Source organism: Roseateles hydrophilus, from assembly GCF_026712245.1.
Classification (GTDB): Bacteria; Pseudomonadota; Gammaproteobacteria; order Burkholderiales; family Burkholderiaceae_C; genus Pelomonas; species Pelomonas hydrophilus.
Window position 1 is genome coordinate 1,627,320 of record NZ_JAPPUY010000001.1, and the last position, 19,320, is coordinate 1,646,639.

General features: G+C 66.1%; 15 protein-coding genes and 7 tRNA genes. 2 read left to right on the forward strand and 20 right to left on the reverse strand.

Annotated elements, in window-relative coordinates; genetic code table 11:
• Positions 1-3: 3 nt before the first annotated feature.
• Both nusA and rimP read right to left on the reverse strand, forming a co-directional pair.
• Positions 4-1,482 carry a transcription termination factor NusA gene (gene nusA / locus NYO99_RS07130; protein WP_268166410.1) on the reverse strand — a complete coding sequence of 493 codons (1,479 nt, stop codon included), beginning with the start codon at positions 1,480-1,482 and terminating at the stop codon, positions 4-6.
• On the reverse strand, positions 1,479-2,102 hold the full coding sequence (gene rimP / locus NYO99_RS07135; RefSeq protein ID WP_268166412.1) for a ribosome maturation factor RimP: 624 nt from the start codon (positions 2,100-2,102) through the stop codon (positions 1,479-1,481). Before rimP ends, nusA begins: the two co-directional genes overlap by 4 nt.
• A 229-nt stretch (positions 2,103-2,331) precedes the next feature.
• On the opposite strand from rimP, the gene fabI reads away from it, so the two are divergent.
• Entirely contained in the window at positions 2,332-3,114 is a 783-nt protein-coding gene (gene fabI / locus NYO99_RS07140; protein WP_268166413.1) for an enoyl-ACP reductase FabI, read from the forward strand.
• Between the two features lie 111 nt (positions 3,115-3,225).
• Here fabI and NYO99_RS07145 read toward each other — a convergent pair whose 3' ends face one another.
• The gene (locus tag NYO99_RS07145; RefSeq protein WP_268166414.1) at positions 3,226-5,493 is read right to left on the reverse strand and encodes an arginine/lysine/ornithine decarboxylase; all 2,268 of its coding nucleotides are present in this window, start codon (positions 5,491-5,493) and stop codon (positions 3,226-3,228) included.
• Between the two features lie 241 nt (positions 5,494-5,734).
• Here NYO99_RS07145 and NYO99_RS07150 point away from each other — a divergent pair.
• Positions 5,735-5,825, forward strand: a tRNA-Ser gene (locus NYO99_RS07150).
• Positions 5,826-6,308: 483 nt separating this feature from the next.
• Here NYO99_RS07150 and NYO99_RS07155 read toward each other — a convergent pair.
• The 17 genes from NYO99_RS07155 to NYO99_RS07235 all read right to left on the reverse strand — a co-directional run.
• Positions 6,309-6,385, reverse strand: a tRNA-Asp gene (locus tag NYO99_RS07155).
• A 102-nt stretch (positions 6,386-6,487) separates the two neighbouring features.
• A tRNA-Glu gene (locus tag NYO99_RS07160) sits at positions 6,488-6,563 on the reverse strand.
• Between the two features lie 43 nt (positions 6,564-6,606).
• Positions 6,607-6,682: transfer RNA gene (locus tag NYO99_RS07165), tRNA-Ala, on the reverse strand.
• A gap of 70 nt (positions 6,683-6,752) precedes the next feature.
• Positions 6,753-6,829: transfer RNA gene (locus tag NYO99_RS07170), tRNA-Asp, on the reverse strand.
• 53 nt (positions 6,830-6,882) lie between these two features.
• A tRNA-Glu gene (locus NYO99_RS07175) sits at positions 6,883-6,958 on the reverse strand.
• A 48-nt stretch (positions 6,959-7,006) separates the two neighbouring features.
• Positions 7,007-7,082: transfer RNA gene (locus NYO99_RS07180), tRNA-Ala, on the reverse strand.
• Between the two features lie 76 nt (positions 7,083-7,158).
• On the reverse strand, positions 7,159-8,559 hold the full coding sequence (gltX, locus tag NYO99_RS07185) for a glutamate--tRNA ligase (protein WP_268166415.1): 1,401 nt from the start codon (positions 8,557-8,559) through the stop codon (positions 7,159-7,161).
• Positions 8,560-8,587: 28 nt separating this feature from the next.
• Positions 8,588-10,099 carry an amidophosphoribosyltransferase gene (gene purF, locus NYO99_RS07190; RefSeq protein WP_268166417.1) on the reverse strand — a complete coding sequence of 504 codons (1,512 nt, stop codon included), beginning with the start codon at positions 10,097-10,099 and terminating at the stop codon, positions 8,588-8,590.
• Between the two features lie 15 nt (positions 10,100-10,114).
• Positions 10,115-10,648, reverse strand: coding sequence for a CvpA family protein (locus NYO99_RS07195; protein ID WP_268166418.1), 534 nt, complete (start codon positions 10,646-10,648; stop codon positions 10,115-10,117).
• Positions 10,649-10,658: 10 nt separating this feature from the next.
• On the reverse strand, positions 10,659-11,435 hold the full coding sequence (locus tag NYO99_RS07200) for an SPOR domain-containing protein (RefSeq protein WP_268166419.1): 777 nt from the start codon (positions 11,433-11,435) through the stop codon (positions 10,659-10,661).
• Between the two features lie 14 nt (positions 11,436-11,449).
• Positions 11,450-12,760 carry a bifunctional tetrahydrofolate synthase/dihydrofolate synthase gene (gene folC, locus NYO99_RS07205; RefSeq protein WP_268166420.1) on the reverse strand — a complete coding sequence of 437 codons (1,311 nt, stop codon included), beginning with the start codon at positions 12,758-12,760 and terminating at the stop codon, positions 11,450-11,452.
• Between the two features lie 62 nt (positions 12,761-12,822).
• Positions 12,823-13,695, reverse strand: a complete 873-nt coding sequence (accD, locus tag NYO99_RS07210) for an acetyl-CoA carboxylase, carboxyltransferase subunit beta (protein WP_268166421.1) — start codon at positions 13,693-13,695, stop codon at positions 12,823-12,825.
• Between the two features lie 2 nt (positions 13,696-13,697).
• Positions 13,698-14,501, reverse strand: coding sequence for a tryptophan synthase subunit alpha (trpA, locus tag NYO99_RS07215; protein ID WP_268166422.1), 804 nt, complete (start codon positions 14,499-14,501; stop codon positions 13,698-13,700).
• Positions 14,498-15,787, reverse strand: coding sequence for a tryptophan synthase subunit beta (gene trpB, locus NYO99_RS07220; RefSeq protein WP_268166424.1), 1,290 nt, complete (start codon positions 15,785-15,787; stop codon positions 14,498-14,500). Before trpB ends, trpA begins: the two co-directional genes overlap by 4 nt.
• Positions 15,788-15,796: 9 nt before the next feature.
• Complete coding sequence (locus NYO99_RS07225) at positions 15,797-16,423, reverse strand: phosphoribosylanthranilate isomerase (RefSeq protein WP_268166426.1); 627 nt, start codon at positions 16,421-16,423, stop codon at positions 15,797-15,799.
• A gap of 85 nt (positions 16,424-16,508) precedes the next feature.
• On the reverse strand, positions 16,509-17,291 hold the full coding sequence (gene truA, locus NYO99_RS07230; protein WP_268166427.1) for a tRNA pseudouridine(38-40) synthase TruA: 783 nt from the start codon (positions 17,289-17,291) through the stop codon (positions 16,509-16,511).
• A gap of 58 nt (positions 17,292-17,349) precedes the next feature.
• On the reverse strand, positions 17,350-19,320 hold a 1,971-nt coding region (locus NYO99_RS07235), incomplete at its 5' end, for a FimV/HubP family polar landmark protein (RefSeq protein WP_268166428.1).

Below are 19,320 nucleotides of genomic sequence, written 5' to 3' on the forward strand. Positions count from 1 at the left end.
TGATCAGGCGTTGAACCAGTGTTCACGGGCCTTCATGATCAGCGCGCGCGCAGCGGCCTCGTCCATGCCGGACAGGTCGACCAACTCGTCCACGGCTAGGTCGGCCAGGTCGTCGCGGGTGTTGATGTCGCCAGCGGCCAACTTGGCCAGCAACTCGGGCGACACGCCTTCCAGGTCGCGCAGGTCCTGGGAGACTTCCTCGACCTTTTCTTCCTTGGCGATTTCCATCGTCAGCAGCGCGTCCTTGGCACGGGTGCGCAGCTCGGTGACGGTGTCTTCGTCGAAGGCCTCGATCTCCAGCATTTCCTGCATGGGCACGTAGGCCACTTCTTCCAGGCTGGTGAAGCCTTCGGCGATCAGGATGTCGGCGACTTCCGCGTCCACGTCGAGCTTCTCGACGAACAGCGCACGGATGCTTTCGGTCTCCTGCTCCTGCTTGGCGGCAGATTCCTCGGCGGACATGATGTTGATGCGCCAGCCCGTCAGCTCAGACGCCAGGCGCACGTTCTGACCACCGCGGCCGATGGCGATGGCGAGGTTCTCCTCGTCCACGACCACGTCCATCGCGTGACGCTCTTCATCGACCACGATGGACTGCACATTGGCCGGGGCCAGGGCACCGATGACGAACTGGGCCGGGTCCTCGCTCCACAGCACGATGTCCACGCGCTCACCGGCCAGCTCGGTCGTGACGCCGTTGACGCGCGAACCGCGCACGCCGACGCAGGTACCGATGGGGTCGACACGGCGGTCATGGCTGACGACGGCGATCTTGGCGCGGCTGCCGCTGTCGCGGGCGCAGCTCTTGATCTCCAGCAGGCCTTGCTCGATCTCCGGCACTTCCTGGGCGAAGAGTTCCTTCATGAACTCGGGCGCCGAGCGCGACAGCATGATCTGCGGGCCACGCTGCGTCGGGTCCACGCCCAGGATGACGGCACGCACGCGGTCACCGGTGCGCAGGTTCTCTTTCGAGATCATCTCGCTGCGCTTGAGTCGGCCCTCCACGCGGCCGCTCTCGACAATGATGTCGCCCTTGTCCAGACGCTTGACGGTGCCGACGAAGATCTTCTCGCCACGCGACATGAAGTCGTTCAGCAGCTGCTCGCGCTCCGCGTCGCGGATCTTCTGCAGGATGACCTGCTTGGCGGCCTGCGCGCCGATGCGGCCGATGGGCACGGACTCGACAGGCTCCTCGATGTGGTCGTCCACCTCGATGTCGGCGATCTGCTCCTGCGCTTCGAACAGCAGGATCTCAGCGTCCGGGTTCTGCAGGCCGGCCTCGTTGGGCACGACATGCCAGCGGCGGAAGGTCTCGTACTCGCCCGAATCGCGATCCACGCTCACGCGGATGTCGGCTTCACCGCCGTAAATCTTCTTGGTGGCCGAGGCCAGCGCGGCTTCCACCGCACCGAACACGACATCGCGCTCCACGCTCTTTTCGCGCGAGATCGCATCCACCAGCATCAACATTTCGCGGTTCATTGCTTGAGACCTCCGTCAACCTTGTCTTGGCCGGGCGCCGCCTCGGTGGGCTCGCCCGCTTGTTTCTTCGCCGGTACTTTCTTCGGCTTGATGACGCCCCGCTGGCCGGGCTTTCTGTCAGGCGCCGGCTCGCCGCCGCGCCCCTTGAAACTGAACATCGGCACCAGACGCGCCTCACGCACCTCATCGAGCGTGAAGTCAAGCGCGTGCTCGGCACCGTCGACATCAAACACCAAGCGCCAGGCCTGGTCGCTCTGAGCAGCGGGCTGAGCACTCACGATGCCGCGGTACTTCTTGCGCCCCTGGAAAGGGGCCTTGAGCGTGATGTCGATTTCCTGACCCGCAAAACGTGCGTAATGCCCGGCATTGCGCAGCGGCCGGTCCAAGCCCGGCGAGGACACCTCGAGCCGGCTGTAATCGAACGCCTCGACCTCCAGCACGTACTGCAACTGGCGGGTCACCTTCTCGCAATCGTCCACCGTGATCAGCTCACCGGCATCCGCCTGGGCGGCCAGCTTGTCGATCGTCACGCGCAGCAAGCCGCCGGCACTGCGTTCGCAGTCCACGAGTTCGTAGCCGAGGCCGGCGACGGTGGTCTCAACAGCGGTTTGCCAACTCATGCGTGAAATGCAGCCCTGATCCGAAGCGAAGAAAAACGAAAAGCAAAAAAAATGGGCTGGATGAATCCGCCCACCTCTTTCACCAGATCCAGCCCCGGGGGATATCGTCCGAGGCGGTTTGTTATTTCCAGTGAAGCTCGGATTGTACTGTGCAAGCTCCATGCCGGCAAGCCGCCGCATCGGCGCATGCCAGAATCGAGGGCTGTTTGAGACCTCACAGGAGACCAGAATGGGCTTTCTCGCCGGCAAGCGGCTGCTGATCACGGGCGTGCTGTCCAATCGTTCCATCGCCTACGGCATTGCGCGCGCCTGCCACCGCGAAGGCGCCGAGCTGGCGTTCAGCTACCAGGGCGAGCGCTTCAAGGACCGCATCACCGAATTCGCCGCCGAATTCGGCTCCAAGCTGGTCTACGACTGCGATGTGACCAGCGACGAGCAGATGGAGGCCCTGTTCTCGCAACTGGGCGAGGTCTGGCCTGAGTTCGACGGCTTCGTGCATTCCATCGGCTTCGCGCCGCGTGACGCGATTGCAGGCAACTTCCTGGACGGCATGACGCGCGAGAACTTTCGCATCGCGCACGACATCTCCGCCTACAGCTTCCCGGCCATGGCCAAGCTGGCCGCCCCGCGCCTGCGTGCCGGCGCTTCGCTACTGACGCTGAGCTACCTCGGCGCCGAGCGCTTCGTGCCCAACTACAACACCATGGGCCTGGCCAAGGCCGCGCTGGAAGCCAGCGTTCGCTACCTCGCGTACGACCTAGGCGCCAAGGGCGTGCGCGTGAACGGCATTTCGGCCGGCCCCATCAAGACGCTGGCCGCATCGGGCATCAAGGACTTCGGCAAGCTGCTGAACCAGTTTGCATCCGCCGCGCCGATCCGCCGCAACGTGACCATTGAAGATGTGGGCAACGCCGCGGCGTTCCTGCTGTCCGACCTGGCCGGCGGCGTCAGCGCCGAGATCATGTACGTGGACGGCGGCTTCAGCCATGTGGCACTGGCCGGCGGCGAGTGACGAACACAGGCTCAAGGCACCCAAAGCAAAGGGCCCCATCGGGGCCCTTTTTTCATGGCGACAAGCGGGCTTGCGCGCAGGTTCGCATCCGCCCCACCCTCGCCTGCTGCATCACTGCTTCACGCAGTCCACGTAGTAGTGGCCGCGGCCGGTTTCCTCATCCACCTCGTGAACCAGGCCATGCACATCTGTAGCAAAGCCGGGGAAGCGGGCGTTGAAGCTGCGCGTGAACTTCAGGTAGTCCACGATCTTCTTGTTGAAGCGCTCACCCGGGATCAGCAGGGGGATGCCGGGCGGATAAGGCGTGAGCAGCGAGGTCGTGATCCGCCCCTCGAGGTCGTCGATGGTCACACGCTCCGTCTTGCGCTGCGCGATGTGTGCATACGCATCGGTCGGCGTCATGGCGGGCTGCAGGTTGGACAGATACATGTCCGTCGTCAGCCGCGCAATGTCGCCCTCGGCATAGGCCTGGTGGATGCTCTGGCAGAGGTCGCGCAAGCCCATGCGCTCGTACTTCGGGTACTTGGCGCAGAACTCCGGCAGGATGCGCCACAGCGGCGCGTTCTTGTCGTAGTCGTCCTTGAACTGCTGCAGCGCCGTCAGCAGCGTGTTCCAGCGGCCCTTGGTGATGCCGATGGTGAACATGATGAAGAACGAGTAAAGCCCGGTCTTCTCAACGACGACGCCGTGCTCCACCAGGAACTTCGTGACGACGGAGGCCGGGATGCCGGTGGCGGCGAAGCGGCCCTCCATGTCCAGCCCGGGCGTGATGATGGTGGACTTGATCGGGTCCAGCATGTTGAAGCCCTCGGCCATGTCGCCGAAGCCATGCCAGTCCTCGTTGGCGTGCAACATCCAGTCGCTCGACACCGGCTCACTGCCCTCTTCCGAACGCAGATAGTCCGGCCCCCAGACCTTGAACCACCAGTCGTCGCCGTAGTCGCCCTCCACCTTGCGCATGGCGCGGCGGAAGTCGAGCGACTCCTTGATGCTCTCCTCCACCAGCGCGGTGCCACCCGGGGGCTCCATCATGGCGGCGGCCACGTCGCAGCTCGCGATGATCGAGTACTGCGGCGACGTGGACGTGTGCATCAGGTACGCCTCGTTGAAGAGGTGCTTGTCCAGCTTCACCGACTGCGAGTCCTGCACCAGCACCTGCGAGGCCTGCGAGATGCCAGCAAGCAGCTTGTGCGTGGACTGCGTCGCGTAGACCATGGCCTCCTTGGGGCGCGGGCGGTTCTTGCCCATCGCATGGAACTGGCCATAGAAGTCGTGGAACGCCGCGTGCGGCAGCCAGGCCTCGTCGAAGTGCAGCGTCGGGATGTAGCCGTCGAGCTTCTTCTTGATGGTTTCGGTGTTGTAGAGCACGCCGTCGTAGGTGCTCTGCGTCAGCGTCACGATGGACGGCTTCACCGTGTCCGGGTCCACGTGGGCCAGCAGCGGGTTCGCGGCGATCTTGGCGCGGATGGCCTCGGGGCTGAACTCGTTCTCCGGGATGGGGCCGATGATGCCGTAGTGGTTGCGCGTGGGCGTCAAGAACACCGGGATCGCGCCGCACATGATGATGGCGTGCAGGTTGCTCTTGTGGCAGTTGCGGTCGATCACCACCACGTCGCCCGGCGCCACGGTGTGGTGCCACACCATCTTGTTGGAAGTGGACGTGCCGTTGGTGACGAAGAAGCAATGGTCGGCGTTGAAGATGCGCGCGGCGTTCTTCTCGGAGGCGGCCACCGGACCGGTGTGATCCAGCAACTGACCCAGCTCTTCCACGGCGTTGCAGACGTCGGCGCGCAGCATGTTCTCGCCGAAGAACTGGTGGAACATCTGGCCCACAGGGCTCTTCAGGAAGGCCACGCCGCCGGAGTGGCCCGGGCAGTGCCATGAGTACGAGCCGTCGGCCGCGTAGTCCATCAACGCCTTGAAGAACGGCGGCGCCAGCCCATCGAGGTAGCTCTTGGCCTCGCGGATGATGTGGCGGGCCACGAACTCCGGGGTGTCCTCGAACATGTGGATGAAGCCGTGCAGTTCGCGCAGCACATCGTTGGGCAAGTGCTGGCTGGTGCGCGTTTCGCCGTAGACGTAGATCGGAATGTCCGGATTGCGGAAGCGGATTTCGCCGATGAACTTGCGCAGGTTCAGCACAGCCGGGTCCAGATCCGGGCCGGGCGTGAACTCTTCGTCGTCGATGGACAGGATGAACGCCGACGCGCGGCTTTGCTGCTGGGCGAACTGCGACAGATCGCCGTAGCTCGTCACCCCCAGCACCTCCATGCCCTCTTTCTGGATGGCCTCGGCCAGCGCGCGAATGCCCAGGCCTGAGGTGTTCTCTGAACGGTAGTCCTCGTCAATGATGACGATGGGGAAGTGGAAACGGATCATCGCGGCGCTCCAGTGGGCGGGCATCAAAAAATCGAAGCGGCGAAGTGTAGGGCCGCGACGTGTATCGACGATGGGCGGACGCTCAACAGCTGCCTCTACAACAATCCCACCTCCACAAGGCAACACCGTCAAGACGACGGCGCAACGCCCACCGAATCTCGGCCCGCAAGCCCGCGACGCCGCGCGCGCATCACGACATGCACGCAAAGCCGCCAGAATGGGTTATCATGGCGGGCTTGCAGGAGAGGTGGATGAGCGGTTTAAGTCGCACGCCTGGAAAGCGTGTGTGGGTTAATAGCCCACCGCGGGTTCGAATCCCGCCCTCTCCGCCAAGAGCTTGATCGGGCCCACCAGGGCCCGTTTTGCTTTCTGCCCGAACTACTCCAAGCACATGGATGCAGTTCAGGCGCAGAAATACGCAATTCGTCGCATCCGACTGGAATGGCTGCGACGCCTGTTGAACACTGCTGTTCACGCCTCGCAATCGCGAGGTCGGAGTTGGAAATGCGATCAAGCAAGGGATGGATTGCGCTCAGCGTCTCGCTGGGCTTGCTAGCCGGCGGGATGCCGGCCGAAGCCAGTGAAGTCGTCAAACTCGCTCGACTGGTGGTGAGCGGCAAGCGCGCGGCCAATGAACCCGCACGCCCAGCACAACCCGAGCAACGCACAAGCCCTGGCAACAACCAAGTGCAGGGCGGCGGCGGTGGCGGCGAAGACCCAGGCACCGCACCGGCACCCACTCGCGGCATGTCCTGATTCAACGCAGAAAAAGAAAATGCGCCGAAACCATGCTGGTTTCGGCGCATTAGATTTTTTGGCGGAGTGGACGGGGCTCGAACCCGCGACCCCCGGCGTGACAGGCCGGTATTCTAACCAACTGAACTACCACTCCGCGTGGGATGAATTTGATATTGTCTTTCCACAATATCCAAGCTTCATCAGGCTCGCCCTTGCCTTTCGGCAAGAGATTCAAATTCTGTCTTTCGACTAAATTTGGCGTCCCCTAGGGGATTCGAACCCCTGTAATCACCGTGAAAGGGTGGTGTCCTAGGCCTCTAGACGAAGGGGACGTAAACCTTTCAATTCAAATCACGCTACCAGCCAAAAATGACTTGGTGGAGGTAAGCGGGATCGAACCGCTGACCTCTTGCATGCCATGCAAGCGCTCTCCCAGCTGAGCTATACCCCCGTGGAGCGTGACTCAAACACAAGCGGCCAAAACTGGCCGCTTGCTGATCGGGCGAACCCGATAGAAACCTTGGCGGAGTGGACGGGGCTCGAACCCGCGACCCCCGGCGTGACAGGCCGGTATTCTAACCAACTGAACTACCACTCCGCGTGGGATGAATTTGGCACCGTCTTTCGACAATACCCAAGCTCCATCAAACTTGGCGTCCCCTAGGGGATTCGAACCCCTGTAATCACCGTGAAAGGGTGGTGTCCTAGGCCTCTAGACGAAGGGGACGAATCCTTCATGACTTGAACTGCGCGCCACCTCGTGAGCAAGCTCGTTTGGTGGAGGTAAGCGGGATCGAACCGCTGACCTCTTGCATGCCATGCAAGCGCTCTCCCAGCTGAGCTATACCCCCGTTGTTTCCAACGTCGTCGTTGCCGACTTGTTGTTAACAGCGCTGTTCAAGCGAGACCAAGAGTATATGACGAATTTCAGAGGGATTGCAAGCGTTCGAGAACTTTTTTCTGATCGAAGTGTTCGAGCACCGCATCCAAGCTCGGTGTCTGCGCACGCCCGCAGACCAGGACACGCACCGGCACCGCCAGTTGCGGCATCTTCAAGCCGGCCGCCGACAGCGTTTCCTTCAATGCCTGCTGGATGTTGACCTTGTTCCACTCGGTCACAGCACCCAGGCGCGACGACAGCGCGGTGATCGCCGGACGAACCGCCTCTGTCACATGCATGGCCACCTCGTCCGCCGACGGCGCGACGGGCGCAAAGTACATCGAGAGCCAGTCGGAGAGCGCGGCCACCGTTGCGCACCGATCCTTGAACAGACCGACCTTGGGCTGTACCTGCGCCGCCGTGGCGGCAATGCCTTTGGCAGCCAGTTGCTCGACGACCAGGGCCGCCAACCGACCTTCGTCGATCTGCTTCACGTAGTGGCCGTTCACCCAGTCCAGCTTGGCCGGGTCCCATTGGGCCGGGCTCTTGGACAGGTGCGTGCCATCGAACCAGCTGACCATCTGCTCAGCCGAAAAAAGCTCGTCATCGCCGTGGCTCCAGCCGAGGCGTGCCAGGTAGTTCAGCATGCCCTCGGGCAGATAGCCGTTGGCCGCGTAGTCCATCACGCTGACCGCACCACGACGCTTGGACAGCTTCAAGCCGTCATCGCCCAGGATGATGGGCAGGTGGCCGAAGGACGGCAGCGGCGCGCCCAGCGCGTTGAAGATGTTGATCTGCCAGGGCGTGTTGTTGACGTGCTCGTCGCCGCGGAAGACATGGCTGATGCGCATGTCCCAGTCGTCGACGACGACGGCGAAGTTGTAGGTCGGCACGCCATCGGTGCGGGCGATGATGAGGTCATCGATCTCGCGGTTGTTGATGGTGATCGGGCCTTTGACGACGTCGTCCCAGGTCACATCGCCCTCGACCGGGTTGGCGAAGCGGACGACCGGCTTCACGCCCTCCGGCGGCGTCGGCAGCACCTTGCCGGGTTCAGGGCGCCAGCGGCGGTCGTACAGCGTCTTCTCACCGCGGACCTTCTGGGCTTCGCGCATCTCGGTCAGCTCCTCGGGCGTCGCGTAGCAACGGTAAGCCTTGCCTTGCGCGATGAGCTGGTCGATGACGGCCTGGTAGCGGTCCAGACGCTGCATCTGATAGATCGGGCCCTCGTCGTAGCTCAGGCCCAGCCAGTTCATCGCGGCGATGATCTGGTCAACCGAATCCTGGGTGGAACGGGCAACGTCGGTGTCTTCGATGCGAAGCACGAACTCGCCGCCGTGGTGGCGGGCATAGGCCCAGGAGTACAGCGCCGTGCGGGCGGTACCCAGATGAAGAAAGCCGGTCGGCGACGGCGCGATGCGGGTGCGGATCTTGTCGAAGGAACTCATTCGGAACTCAATGGATTCAGGGGCGTGCTCAGCCTTCGCTGCCGCTCTGCAGCGCGAGGCGGCTGCGAGCGGCGGCGTCTTCCTCGTCGCCCTGCGAGGTGCGCTGCTCGCGGATGGCGGCAAAGTCAGCCAGGCTCACATCGCCGGTGACATAGCGACCGTCGAAGCAACTGGCTTCAAACCCGGCCAGACCGGGGCGCAGTGCGGCGACGACGCGCTTCATCGCGTCCACATCCTGGTAGATCAGCGCGTCGGCGCCGATGTATTCACGGATCTCCTCGACGCTTCGGCCATGGGCGATGAGTTCCTCCTGCGTCGGCATGTCGATGCCGTAGACGTTGGGGAAGCGCACCGGCGGCGCGGCAGAGGCCAGGTAGACCTTGCGGGCACCGGCGTCGCGGGCCATCTGCACGATCTCCTTGGAGGTGGTGCCGCGCACGATGGAGTCATCCACCAGCAGCACGTTGCGGCCCTTGAACTCGACGCCGATGGCGTTGAGCTTCTGCCGCACGCTCTTCTTGCGCGCGCCCTGCCCCGGCATGATGAAGGTGCGGCCGACGTAGCGGTTCTTCACGAAGCCTTCGCGGTAGGGCTTGCCGATGCGGTGCGCCAGCTGCATAGCCGACGGGCGGCTGCTCTCCGGGATGGGGATGACGACGTCGATCTCGTTGGGCGGCATCGTGGAGATGACGCGCTGCGCCAGCGTCTCGCCCATGTTGAGCCGTGCCTGGTAGACCGAAATGCCGTCCATCACCGAGTCGGGCCGTGCCAGGTAGACGAACTCGAACATGCACGGGTTCAGCGACGGTGCGTCGTTGCACTGCTCGGTGTGCAGCTTGCCGGTGAGGTCGATGAACAGCGCCTCGCCGGGGGCCAGGTCGCGCTCCAGCTGGTGGCCCGTGCCCTCCAGCGCCACGCTCTCGCTGGCGACCATGAAGTCGCCGTTGGCGCCGCGGCCGAAGCACAGCGGACGGATGCCGAACGGGTCGCGGAAAGCCAGCAAGCCCTGGCCGGCGATCAGCGCGATGACGCCGTAGCTGCCCTTGATGCGCTTCTGCACGGCGCGCACGGCGTTGAAGATTTCCTTGGGCGTCAGCGGCAGGTCGCGCGCAGCCAGCTCCAATTCGTGCGCCAGCACGTTGATCAGCACCTCGGTGTCGCTCTCGGTGTTGATGTGGCGGCGGTCGATGTCGAACAGCTCGTCCTTCAGCGCATGGGCGTTGGTCAGGTTGCCGTTGTGCACCAGCACGATGCCGAACGGCGCGTTGACGTAGAAGGGCTGGGCCTCTTCCTCGCTGTAGGCGTTGCCGGCCGTGGGGTAGCGCACCTGGCCCAGGCCGATGTTGCCCGGCAGCGCGCGCATGTTGCGGGTGCGGAACACGTCCCGCACCATGCCACGCGCCTTGTGCATGAAGCACTTGTGGCCCTGCATGGTGACGATGCCGGCCGCATCCTGTCCACGGTGCTGCAGCAGCAGCAGCGCGTCGTAGAGCAGCTGGTTGACGGGAGAGGCCGCGAGGGTGCCGACGATGCCGCACATGGCAGGAGTCCTTAATCAGTCAGTCGATGCCGCCCCAGGCGGAGTCATCGAACGGGAAACAAAACGGGCAACAGGTTCGGGCAGCAAGGGCGTGGCCTCACGCAGCACGCCAGCGAGCACGGGCGCAGCACGCGAGGCCTGCCAGGTGCTGGTTTCAGCCAGCGGCGAGGCGCCGATGACAAGCACCAGCAGCAACGCGATGAAGACGCCTCGCAACGCGCCGAAACCGGCGCCACCGAGGCGGTCCACCACCGAGAGCGGCGTCGCGTGGATGAGCGTCTTGACCAGCCGGGTGGCCAGGCTCCAGACGATGAGCACGAAGAAGAACGCCAGCGCCAGGGACACGACATGCAGCACAGCCGGCCCGAACTTGCCCTCGGGCAGCAAGCTCGCCACAACCGGCGACAACGGCGACGCCGCGAAATACGCGACCACCCAACCAGCCAGCGACATCACCTCGAACACCAGACCGCGCCACAGGCCGATGCCTATCGACAGCAGCAGCAATGCCGCCAGCGCGAGATCGACCCAGCTCAGTTCGACGTCCATAGGCGTGCCGTCAGAGCGTCAGGATGGCGCCCGGCAGGCCGGCGCTTTTGAGCTTGGCAGAGGCACGCTCGGCCTCATCTCGGCTCGCGAACGGGCCCAGGCGCACCCGGATGCGCTTGCCGTCGGCCGTCTCCACAGCCTGCGCGTATGTCTTCAGGCCCAGCTTCTCGACCTTGCCGCGCACCTCCTGCGCGGCTTTGTTCTCACCGTAAGCGCCGACCTGCACGATGTAGCGCGCAGCCGCCGGCTCCTTGCCGTCCAGCAAGGCCTGGGCGCGCGCGCCGTCACTGGCGGCCTTGGGCTTGTCGAGCGGCTTCTCGGGTGGCTTGTCGGCGGCCTTGACCACAGGCTTCTCGACGGGCGGCTTGTCGACCGGCTTCTCGGCGAGCTTCTCCAGCGGCTTCTCAGCGGGCCTGTCGACAGACTTTTCCTCGCCCCTCGGCTCAACGGGCAAGGCCACGATCGGGCTTGACGCGGCCACGGCGGCCGGTTCGGCCGCGCTCAACGGCTCGCGCGTGGGCACGGCCAACGGTGGCGCCGCCTCCTTGCGAGGGATCTCGATGGGCAGATCGACCGGAATCGGGCGCGGTTGGGTCTCGAAGATCAGCGGGAAGCCGACCACGCCGACAGCCACCAGCACCGCCGCACCGATCAGGCGGCGTCGAGCGCGCACGCGCAGCACCTGCACATCGTCCGCCGCGCCGGCCTTGGCTCCCGACTTGGACTTCTTGGGCGCCGCCGCAGTGGAGGCGGCGTCATCGCGCTTGAGGAAGGAAAACAGGCCCATCGGCGGCGTTTGGCTCAGTGAAGGGTGGGAGGCTGCGGCGCCGTGGCGCCAGCGGTCACGCGCGGGATGCCCTGCTGCAACACGCCACCCACGGTGTAGAAGGAACCGAAGACTAGGATTCTATCGGTCGTGGTTGCGCCGGCCGCTGCAGCCTGCAGCGCCTCCAGTGGCGCGGCGTGCGTGTACGTCTCGACGCCGGGCGGCGTCTTAAGCCCGGCGGCGAGGAAGGCCGTTTCCAGCTGCGCGGCGCTCGCGGCACGCGGCAGCGGCAGATCCGTGAAATGCCAGACATCCACCAGCGGCGCGATGCGCGCCAAGATGCCGCCGAGATCCTTGTCCGCCATCGCGCCGAAGACGGCGTGCGTGCGTGGGAAGAAGCCCATCTGGTCGAGGTTCTGTGCCAGCGCGGCGACCGCGTGCGGGTTGTGGGCCACGTCCAGCACCACAGCCGGCTGGCCCGCCAGCACCTGGAAGCGCCCGGGCAGCTCGACCAGCGCGAGGCCGGTGCGCACGGCCTGCGCGCTGATGGGCAGGCGGTCGGCCAGCGCCTCGAACGCAGCCAGCACGCCGGACGCATTCAGCAACTGGTTCACGCCGCGCAGCGCCGGGTAGGACATGCCGGAGAAGCGCTTGTCGCGACCTGCCCATTGCCATTGCGTGCGGTCGCCGCTGAAGGTGAAGTCCTGGCCCAGCTGGCGCAGCTCTGCCCCCAGTTCAGCCGCGCGGGCCGCCAGCGAGGCGGGCGGCATCGGGTCGCTGACAACGACCGGGCGACCGGTCCGCATGATGCCGGCCTTCTCGCGGCCCACGCTCTCGCGGTCGGGGCCGAGGAATTCGGTGTGATCCAGGTCGATGCTGGTGATGACGGCGCAGTCGGCGTCGATGACGTTGACTGCGTCCAGCCGGCCGCCCAGGCCCACTTCGAGGATGACCAGATCCAGCGGCTCATGCTGCAGCCGCCGCATGATGGCCAGCGTCGTGAATTCGAAGTAGGTCAGCGTGATGTCGCCGCGCGCGGCCTCGACGGCCTCGAAGTGCGGCTCCAGCGATTCGGCCTTCACCGGCTCGCCGCCGACGCGGCAGCGCTCCTGGAAATGCACGAGGTGGGGCTTGATGTAGAGGCCCACACGGTAGCCCGCATGCAAGGCGATGGACTCCAGCATCGCGCAGGTCGAGCCCTTGCCGTTGGTGCCGGCGACGACGACGGTGGGGCAGTCGAAGGCGATGCCCAGCCGCTCCTTCACCGCCTTGACGCGGTCCAGCGTCATGTCGATGGTCTTGGGGTGCAGGCGCTCGCAGTGGGCGAGCCAGTCATCAAGCGTCATGGCGAATCACGGAAAAACAAAAGCCAGGCGCGGGGCCTGGCTTGGAGGTCTGCGAACGGCGATCAGGCGACGGCGTCCGCGCTCTGGCGCTGCAGCATGGCGAGCTGGCGCGCGATGGTCTCGCGCAACTGGCGGCGATCCACGATCTGGTCGACAGCGCCCTTCTCCATCAGGAACTCGGCACGCTGGAAGCCCGGGGGCAGCTTCTCGCGCACGGTGTTCTCGATAACGCGCGGGCCGGCAAAGCCGATCAGCGCCTTGGGTTCGGCCAGCACGATGTCGCCCACGAACGCGAACGAGGCGGACACGCCGCCCATGGTGGGGTCGGTCAGCACGCTGATGTAGGGCAGCTTGGCCTTGGCCAGGCGCGTCAGCGACGCGTTGGTCTTGGCCATCTGCATCAGGCTCAGCAGGCCTTCCTGCATGCGCGCGCCGCCGGTGGCGGTGAAGCAGATGAAGGGCGTCTTCTGCTCGATGGCCGTCTCGACGCCACGCACGAAGCGCTCACCGACGACGGAGCCCATGGAGCCGCCCATGAAGTCGAACTCGAAGCAGGCTGCCACGACCGGCACGCTCATGACGGCACCACCCATGACGACCAGCGCATCGGTCTCGCCGGTGTTCTCCAGCGCTTCCTTCAGGCGGTCGGGGTACTTCTTGCTGTCCTTGAACTTCAGCGCGTCGACCGGAATGACTTCCTGGCCGATCTCGTAGCGGCCTTCCGCGTCGAGGAAGGCATCCAGGCGCGGACGCGCGCCGATGCGGTGGTGGTGCGAGCACTTGGGGCAGACGTTGATGTTCTGCTCCAGGTCGGTCTTGTAGAGCACCGTCTCGCAGCTCGGGCACTTGATCCACAGGCCTTCCGGGACCGTGCGGCGATCGGCCGGGTCACCTTGCTGGATCTTGGGCGGGAGCAGTTTGTCGAGCCAACTCATGGTCAGTCCTTCTTGTCGAGTGCGGCGCGGATCTCGCGGATGAAAGCCGCGCCGGTGGGAGCGACATTATCGGCGGGTTGGCGTTCGAGCAGTTCAACCAGCTTGGAGCCGATGACCACCGCGTCCGAAACGTCGGCCACCGCGCGTGCCGTCGCGCCGTCGCGGATGCCGAAGCCCACGCCCACCGGCGTGCTGACATGGCGGCGGATGCGCGGCACCGCCTCGGCGACGGCGGCGGTGTTCAGGTGGCCGGCGCCGGTCACGCCCTTCAGCGACACGTAGTACACATAGCCGCTGGCCAACTGACCCACCTGGGCCATGCGGGCCTCGGTGGACGTGGGCGCGAGCAGGAAGATGGCATCCATGTTCGCCGCACGCAGCTTGGCGGCGAACTCGTCGCACTCCTCGGGCGGGTAGTCGACGATGAGCACGCCGTCCACGCCCGCTGCGGCAGCATCGGCCACGAAGGCGTCCAGGCCGTAGCGCTCCACAGGGTTGGCATAGCCCATCAGCACGAGTGGCGTGGCGTCGTTGCGGGCGCGGAAGGCGCGGACATAGTCCAGCACCTTGCGCAGGCCGATGCCGTGCTTGAGCGCACGCTCACCGGCGCGTTGGATGACCGGACCGTCGGCCATCGGGTCGGAGAACGGCACACCCAGTTCGATGACGTCAGCGCCCGCCTCGGCCATGGCCAGCAGCAGGTCGACGGTGGCGGCCGGGTGCGGATCACCCGCGGTGACGAAGGGGATCAGCGCCTTGCGGCCTTGCGCCTTCAGCGCGGCGAAGGTGGTGGTGATGCGACTCATGCCCGGCCTCCCGGCAGTGCGACGACGGTCTCGCCGCCCTTGACCGACTGCCCGCGGCAGGAGGGTCGACAGTAGAAATCGGCCTGGGACAGATCGGCCACGGTGCCGATGTCCTTGTCGCCCCGGCCCGAGAGGTTGACGAGCAGGATCTGGTCCTTGGCCATCGTCGGTGCGATCTTCATCGCATGCGCCACGGCGTGGCTGGATTCCAGCGCCGGGATGATGCCCTCGGTGCGGCACAGGTGATGGAAGGCGGCGAGCGCCTCGGCGTCGGTGACGCCGACGTACTCGGCGCGGCCGATGTCCTTCAGGTGCGCATGCTCGGGGCCGACGCCGGGGTAGTCCAGGCCGGCCGAGATGGAATGCGTCTCGGTGATCTGGCCGTCCTCGTCCTGCAGCAGGTAGGTGCGGTTGCCATGCAGCACGCCGGGGCTGCCGGCAGACAGCGTGGCCGCATGGCGGCCGCTGGCGATGCCCTCCCCGGCCGCCTCCACGCCGATGAGGCGGGTGCCGTCGTGCGGGATGTAGGGGTAGAAGATGCCGATGGCATTGCTGCCGCCGCCCACGCAGGCGATGACGGCATCCGGCTGGCGGCCGGTCATGTCGGGCATCTGCTCCAGGCACTCGTCGCCGATGATGCGCTGGAAGTCGCGCACCATCATCGGGTAGGGGTGCGGGCCGGCCACGGTGCCGATGATGTAGAAGGTGTTCTCCACATTCGTGACCCAGTCACGCATCGCTTCGTTGAGCGCGTCCTTCAGCGTCTTGCTGCCGGACTCCACCGGCACGACCGTCGCGCCCAGCAGCTTCATGCGATAGACATTGGGCGACTGGCGCTTGACGTCCTCGCTGCCCATGTAGACCACGCACTCCAGGCCGTACCGAGCGCAGATGGTGGCCGTGGCCACGCCGTGCTGGCCGGCGCCGGTCTCGGCGATGACGCGCGGCTTGCCCATGCGCTTGGCCAGCAGCGCCTGGCCAATGACGTTGTTGATCTTGTGCGCGCCGGTGTGGTTCAGGTCTTCGCGCTTGAGGTAGATCTGCGCGCCACCCAGCTCGCGGCTCAGGCGCTCGGCGTGATAGATGGGGCTGGGCCGGCCGACGAAGTGCTTGAGCTCTTTCTTGAACTCGGCAATGAACTCCGGGTCGTTGCGGTAGTGCGCGTACGCGTCCTTCAACTGGTCCAGCGCGTGGACGAGGGTCTCGGAGACAAAGCTGCCGCCAAACGTGGGCTTGCCGGCATGGCGGAAGTGCCCGGTGGCATCGGGCTGGTCGTACTCAAACATGGAATGTCCTCAGGTCAGTCCTGCGTCCGCGCGCTTCACGGCGCGGCAGAACTCATGCATCTGGTCGGCGCTCTTGATGCCCTTGGACACCTCGACGCCGGAACTCACATCAACGGCCCACGGCCGCACCCGGGCGATGCCATCGCCGACGTTTGCTGCATTCAACCCACCAGACAAAACGAGGTGAGAGGCTGCGTTTGGTGGAATGAGTGACCAATCGAAGACCTTGCCGCCGCCGCCGTAGCTGTCGACATGGGCGTCGAGCAGCAGGGCCTGGGCACTGGAAAACTGGGACCCGAAGTCTACCAAGTCGAAGCCCGGCGCCATGCGCGCGGCGCGCAGGTAAGGCCGCTTCACGCGATCACAGTCCGCGGGCGTCTCGTCGCCGTGGAACTGCACCAGCATGTTCGGCAACGCCTCCAAGGCGGCCTGCAGTTCATCGTCGGTCGCGTTGACGAACAAGCCCACCGGCGTCACGAACGGCGGCAGCAAAGCAGCCAGCGCCCTCGCCCGCTGCGGCGTCACAGCGCGCGGGCTCTTGGCGTAGAAGACAAAGCCGATGGCGTCGGCACCGGCCGCAACGGCCGCTTCAACGTCGGCCTCGCGGGTCAGGCCACAGATCTTGATGCGTGTCATGTTTGCCCCTCGGCTGTCGAGTAAGCCAGCCCATGCCCCGAGGCGATGCGGGCCGGCTGGCGGCGGCCCGGCGCTCGGCCCGCCCTCATGGAAGCCAATCCAGCGCGGCCACCTGCCGCGGGATGTCCAGCTCGGCGTCGTAGGTCGGGCCGAGGAAGTAGAGCCCGTCGGGCGCGAACGTTGGCGCCGCGACCTTGCGGTCCCGGGCGGCCAGCACGTCGGACACCCAGTCGACGGACCGCGTGCCGCTGCCCACAGCCAGCAGGCAGCCCATCAGGTTGCGCACCATGTGGTGCAGGAAGGCGCTGGCCTCGAACTCGAAGCGCCAGTACGCGCCGCGGCGCCTCACGCTGATCTCGCGCAGCGTCTTGACGGGCGATGCCGCCTGGCACTCCGCCGAGCGGAACGACGAGAAGTCGTGCTCGCCGATGAGCCGCTCGGCAGCCGCTTCGAGCGCCGCCTGATCCAGCGGCCGGAAGAACCAGCCGCACTGCCCCGATTCGATGGCCGGCCGCACGGCCGACTCCAGCAGCAGATAGGCGTAACGGCGACCACGGGCCGAGTTGCGCGCATGAAAGCCATCGCCAGGAAAGCGGCTCCACTGGATGGCGATGTCCGGCGGCAGGTAGCGGTTGACGCCGCGCACCCACGAGAACGGCTCGCGCTCGACCTCGGTGTCGAAATGCACGACCTGGTTGATGCCATGCACGCCGGTGTCCGTGCGCCCGGCGCAGATGGTGCGAATGGGCTGGGCCGCGAACGCGGACAGGCCTTTTTCAAGCGCGTCCTGCACCGTGCGGCCATTCGGCTGGCTTTGCCAGCCGTGGTAGCCACCACCCCGGTAGCTCACCCCAAGAGCAACTCTCATCAAACCTCGAATGAAAAACGCCCGGCCAGGCCGGGCGTTGGAGTATCGCGGCTTCGCGTCAGCGCAGCTCGTTCAGCATGGCCTGCGCACGCTCACGCAGCGGGCCGCTGGCGCGCTGGATCAGCTCCTGCAGCACTTCACGAGCACCTTCGGTATCGCCAATCTGCCGGAATTCATCCGCCAGCTCCAGCTGCCGCACCAGCGGATCGCCCTCGTCCTCGCCCAGCGCATCCAGCGCGTCAGCAAGATGATCCGGCTCGGCGCCGCCGGGCTGGGTCGGCTCACCCAGGTCGAAGTCGATGTCCGTCGACACCACCGGCGCCGGCGACGGCGTGGCCGACAGATCACCCATACCGCTGAGGTCGAAGCTCAGATCCGGCGCCGGCGGCGCGGTGCGCGTGCCGCGACTGGAGATGTCGAAGTCCATGGTCAGCGGCGCGTGTTCCACCGACGCCGGCATGGCCTGCGTAGCCGCCATCGCGTTGGGCGACACCGGCTCGGGCGCGTCGAGGTCCAGATCCAGCGCAAGGTCGAAACCACTCACCGGGCCGGTATCCGGGCCGCTGCGTGCCATCGCATCGGTGCCCAGGTGGGCCGCTGCAGCGGTCGCCATCGCCGCGCCGCTCGGCAGCGCGGTTTGCGGCAGCGTGCTGGCGTTCATGGGCTCAGGGCGCTCCGGGCCGCCGTCGTCGTGCAGCAGCGGCGAACCACCCGGCTGGTACAGCGGGTTGTCCGGGTCGATGCCACGGCCGAGCTCCTGGGCCTTGGCCCAGTCTTCGCCCGTGCCACGGGTCTCGGCATACAACTGCACGGCCAGTTGCTCGAAGCCCTTGGTGTCGCGGCGCTTGGCGTAAACCTCCAACAGCTTGAGGCGGATGGCCAGGCGGGTCGGGTTGGCGCGCAGCGCCTCCTTCAGGATTTCCTCGGCCTGCAGATCGCGGCCATAGGCCAGGTAGACGTCGGCCTCGGCCACCGGGTCGACGTCGCCAATGGCGTCGAGCTGGCTCAGCGAGTAGCTCATGGACGACTGACCGCTGTTCTGCGCGTCGCGGGTGTCCACGCGCTGACCACCCGTGCCGCCAAAGAAGGAATCCGGCTGCAGGCGGCTCTCGTGGAAGCCCGTTTCAGACGCATTGGCCGGGCGGCGCGCGCGCAGGCGCAGCAAGCCGAGCACGCCCAGCACGGCCACCAGCATGCCGGACAGCGGCAGCACGATGGGGTTGTCCAGCAACTGCTCAATGACGCTCGGCGGCTCTGCCACCGGCGGGGGCGGCAGCGGGGCGCTGGCGCGCACCGCAGGCTTGGAAGCCGCCGCGCTTGCCGCCACGACTGGCAGCGGTGCGGAAGCAGGCTCCGCCACCGGCGCGGCAGGCATCACGGGCGCTGCAGGCAGCGCCGCAACAGGGGCCGAGGCCGGGGCCGGCGCCGCCACGGGAGCTGCACCCGGCTTGGCGGCGTCGGAGAGCCGCTTGAGCTCCTCGACATTGCGCGTCAACTCGGCCACGCGGGCTGCTGCGTCCTTCTTCTCCGTGTCCTTGGAGACCTTGGCCTCCACCGCGCTGGCCGGGCCGGCCTTGCTCAGCGTCAGCTTGTCGGGCGCAGGCGCGGCCGCCGGACGGCGATCCTCCACAGCGGCCTGCACCTGACCCTTGGACTGGCGCTCGCTCTCCGCGCTCTGCAGCGTCGGCGCTGCCGAAGCCAGACGCTGGCGATAGGCCGAGAAGTCAGCGCTCTGGGCCAGGATGATGCGACGCGCCTCGGGAACCGAGACCGAGGCCAGCGACTCGCTGCCCGGCACCTGCAGCACGGAGCCGGCCTTGAGCCGGTTCATGTTGCCGTCGATGAAGGCATCCGGGTTGTTGCGGAACAGGCCGACCAACATCTGATCCAGCGAGATGCCGGCGACCTGCGTGCGGCCCGCCACCTTGGACAGCGAGTCGCCCGCGCGCACGCGGTACTCGGACGCGGCCGTGACGGGCGGGCGAACCACCGGGGCGGGGGCGGGGGCGGGGGCGGGGGCGCTATGGCG